This is a genomic window from Flavobacterium sp. UBA4854 (genome assembly GCF_002399805.1).
Classification (GTDB): Bacteria; Bacteroidota; Bacteroidia; order Flavobacteriales; family Flavobacteriaceae; genus Flavobacterium; species Flavobacterium ginsengisoli.
This window is the reverse complement of sequence record NZ_DHEI01000040.1, coordinates 88,017-88,732: the sequence shown is the minus strand read 5'-3', so window position 1 is coordinate 88,732 and position 716 is coordinate 88,017. Positions and strand designations below refer to the sequence as shown.

The following is a 716-nucleotide window of genomic DNA, read 5'->3' as shown; positions in this document are numbered from 1 at the left end:
CTTTCCGTTTTTCTTTAACTGAGTCGAAACGGTTAAGATATCAATTGGCTGCGTTTCGGTAAAAAGTTGTAAAATCGCTTCAAAAATATGTTTGTGTGCGTCTTTGTAAAAAGCTTCGGCTTGCAAAATATCAATTACATCATCTACCCCTTTTTTATCAATCATCATCGCACCAAGCACAGCCTCTTCTAAGTCAAGAGCTTGCGGTGGCAACTTTCCTTTTTCTAAGTTGATAATTGTGGTTTTGTCGACCTTAACAGGGTTTAAGTTTTTGAAATTTTCCATATAGCGAAAGTAGCAAAATTTAAAAAAAATCTGCTATCTAGTTATAACTAATAATTGTTTATAAATAATTCTGATTTGTTCATAACCAAAAAAAAATCCGAAACTGTAAGGCTTCGGATTTTAAGTCTCTTTGTATGAATTTACTCTTTATACTCGCCCATATTACTGTATTTGTCCATTCTTTGGGCAATTAAGTCGGCTGTTGATAAGTCTTTTAATTCATTATATCCTTTAGTGATGTATTCTGCAACCGTTTTAAAAGTTGTTTCACGGTCGTAGTGCGCTCCGCCTAGTGGTTCTGGGATTACATCATCAACTAATTTTTGTTTTTTCATGTCAGAAGAAGTCAGTTTTAAAGCTTCTGCTGCACGCTCTTTGTACTCCCAGCTTTTCCATAAAATAGAAGAGCAAGATTCTGGAGAAATTACAGA

The 716-nt window shown here is 34.5% G+C and carries 1 protein-coding gene and 1 pseudogene; both read right to left on the bottom strand.

Annotated features, from left to right (window positions below):
* Positions 1 to 285: DnaB-like helicase N-terminal domain-containing protein (locus tag B3J44_RS05685; protein ID WP_286966696.1), on the bottom strand; the 285-nt coding region annotated here is incomplete at its 3' end.
* Positions 286 to 425: 140 nt separating this feature from the next.
* Positions 426 to 716, bottom strand: a pseudogene (locus tag B3J44_RS05680) (acetyl-CoA carboxylase carboxyl transferase subunit alpha); the annotation flags it as partial.